The 2,952-nt window shown below is 37.9% G+C and carries 2 protein-coding genes; both read left to right on the top strand.

Annotation, left to right across the window (positions count from 1 at the left end; genetic code table 11):
* Positions 1-1,308 precede the first annotated feature (1,308 nt).
* Positions 1,309-1,902 (top strand): TetR/AcrR family transcriptional regulator, encoded by a 594-nt coding sequence (locus HWQ41_RS26675; RefSeq protein WP_292769885.1) that lies wholly within the window; start codon positions 1,309-1,311, stop codon positions 1,900-1,902.
* Between the two features lie 60 nt (positions 1,903-1,962).
* Entirely contained in the window at positions 1,963-2,661 is a 699-nt protein-coding gene (locus HWQ41_RS26670; protein WP_292769883.1) for a type 1 glutamine amidotransferase, read from the top strand.
* Positions 2,662-2,952: the final 291 nt, after the last annotated feature.

Here is a 2,952-nt window from a genome sequence, read left to right as displayed (position 1 = left end):
CTTTGAGTTCCTTGATTTCAAAATCCTATCAACCTTTTTAATTAATAATAGTCAATCTGATAACAATAACGGAAATTAATCTTGTAAAGTGGCGATATAATCACTTGATAACAGACAGTTCTGTATAGATTATAAGCAACTTTTATTCTTATATATATAAGACTTACTGCAATTAAAATAGACAGACTATTCTAACTATATATAAGAACATGAATAATTTAATTTCTCTCCTGATTGTGGATGCTTAAGTTGGATAAATCGGCGATAGTTGCTCGACTTGAAACAACAGAATAACGCAATTATCAGCTTTGAGGCTCTCTAGCTGATGACTAATTGTAACCACGAATACTCTTTGTAAATTAATTGGTCAGCGCAAGTAAATTGGCCAGATGTATGATATTCTTGATTTATAGGGAATCTAAATCGCTAAAGCACAAAGGATCTCCAAGCACTTGCGCTCTAGTGAAGAAGCCAAATCCCATAAGTTAACCAATAGTTTGATGAACTGATGATCTTGCTCCACAAGTCTCTGGAGGATTGTGGAAGTACTTGATCGGTAGCAGTTCCAGAGTTCGGGGGGACTTTGGTCTGCTTGCAGTTCATCAATCACTTCTGGGATAAACCCTTTATTCTTTACAGATAGTTTTTTCTTAAGTCCTTAGAAAGAATCGAAGAATCGAAGAATCGAAGTTTTGGCGAATGAAAGAATAGAACAAGCAATCGCAAACGCTGTTATCGATTCGAGCAACTGGATAAAGCAAACTCAACTCAATTCAATATATCTGTGAATGAAATACCCTGGTCTTTAAAAGGAATCAAAAAATGGTTAAGGGTGTTTTCCAATTTCCAATTCTTGTTAGTGAACAACAAGATACCCGACTTCTTTGAGAAGTCGGGTATCTGAGCCTTGAGATTTTTATAGATTAATAGGACTTACGCAAAACATGACGAAAGTAGTGGTAATTCATGAATTATCGCTACGCAAGAATAATATTTTTGGCCACATCTTGTCTAAGTCCTGATTAAATAGGAATGCTATATTTTGGAAACGTAAAAGCCTAACAAAAATGTGAAAAATTTGACACGTTTACAGCCTAACTTCAAAAAGCTAGTAAAGTATCAGGTTTAAACAATTGTGAAATTGGAAAAATCTTTGTCAGTATTATTGATGAAGTATAGCAGGAAACAGGGAACAGGGAACAGGGTTGAAAGTCTCTTGGTGTCAGTGTTTTCTGATTAGCTGATGTCAACCGCTACCTGGCAACTGCTATATTTAAAAATTACAGATTATTCAAGGATGTGATCTAAATGACTAAACCGAAAACAACCCGTAAATCTGTTCACGATCGCATCCTAAGTACAGCATCAGGCTTATTTTACCGAGAGGGAATTCGCAACGTCGGTATTGACAGAATCGTTGCGGAATCTGGCGTTGCAAAAATGTCGCTCTACAATCATTTTAAGTCAAAGGATGCATTGATTGAAGCGTGGCTGCGACAACAAGATGAACAATGGTGTGAATGGCTCACAACCACGATTGAGCAACGAGCTTCTAACCCATCCCAACAACTACTAGCAATATTTGATGCATTACGGGAATGGTTTGAGGGCCCAGATTTTCGAGGTTGTGCATTCATTAATGCTTCAGTGGAACTAGCCAATGCTGACCATCCTGGACATCGAGTGGCATTGGAGCATCAACAATCGATCTACCACTACATCAAGAGTCTAGCTCAAGCCGCAGAAGTTTCATCACCGGAACAGTTAGCTAGGCAACTGCTTCTTTTAGTGCAAGGTGCGATCGTGGTTGCGATGATGGAAGGAAGTTGGTCAACCGCTTCACAAGCGAAAAAGGTGGCGGCAATCCTAATCCAGACTGCATCAAAATCCGGCGTTACATGAAGTCTATTATATGATTTAATGTAAAAAATCACACTGCAACTAAGTTCGGAGCAGTCATGAATGAGAATTCATTACTTACAACATGTGCCATTTGAAGGACTTGCTAGTATTAAACAGTGGTTGACAAAGAAAGATTATATTCTCTCTGCAACTAAGTTTTATAACGGTGACACTTTACCATCTGTTGATGGTCTAGATTGGGTAATAGTAATGGGTGGGCCGATGAATATTTACGAGGATGATAAGTATCCTTGGTTGACTTGGGAAAAACATTTTATTGAAGAAGCAATCAAGAAGAATAAAATAGTTATTGGCATTTGTCTTGGTTCGCAGCTAATCGCTGATGTTTTAGGTTCCAAGGTTTACAAAGGTCAGGAAAAAGAAATAGGTTGGTATCCGATTCAAGTGACAACAGAAACACAAAAATATCCTGTTTTTGCTTCATTACCTGCAACTTTCACTGTGTTTCATTGGCATGGTGATACTTTTGACTTACCACCGGCTGCTGTACAACTAGCCTATAGTGAAGTATGTGCAAATCAAGCTTTTATTTATGGAGATAGAGTATTAGGTTTACAATTTCACCTAGAATCAACTAAAGACAGCGTTCGGCAAATTATTGAAAATTGTGCTTCAGAATTAGTTACAGGTAAATATATTCAGAAACCTGAAGAAATGCTTGTACGGGATGGTGATTTTAGTAATATAAACACTGTCATGTGTAAAATTTTAGATTATTTTGCTACTTTTACAAAATAAATTATTATTTATCACGCAATAAAACTGCCCATCTTTCAGCGAGCGATTGCCCTACCTGCCACTTCGTTTTTCTTACTTTCATGCCGACAAACGACTCTGAATTGCAAATCTGAGCTTCAGAGAATCCTGGATGCGATCGCATTCACACCCTTTGAGCAATGCCAGCTTTTGAGCCGCGAATTTGCCAACATTCCTGCTCGTCCTGGTATCTATGCAATCAGACACAAAACTGATGGCTAGGACTTACGCATTGACAGACATAACCAAATGTGATCACCTCTCGTTCCTGGG

Source organism: Nostoc sp. NOS(2021), assembly GCF_017115025.1.
Lineage (GTDB): Bacteria > Cyanobacteriota > Cyanobacteriia > Cyanobacteriales > Nostocaceae > Nostoc.
Note: the sequence above shows the minus strand (reverse complement) of the source record. Positions and strands in the feature narration are given on the sequence as shown.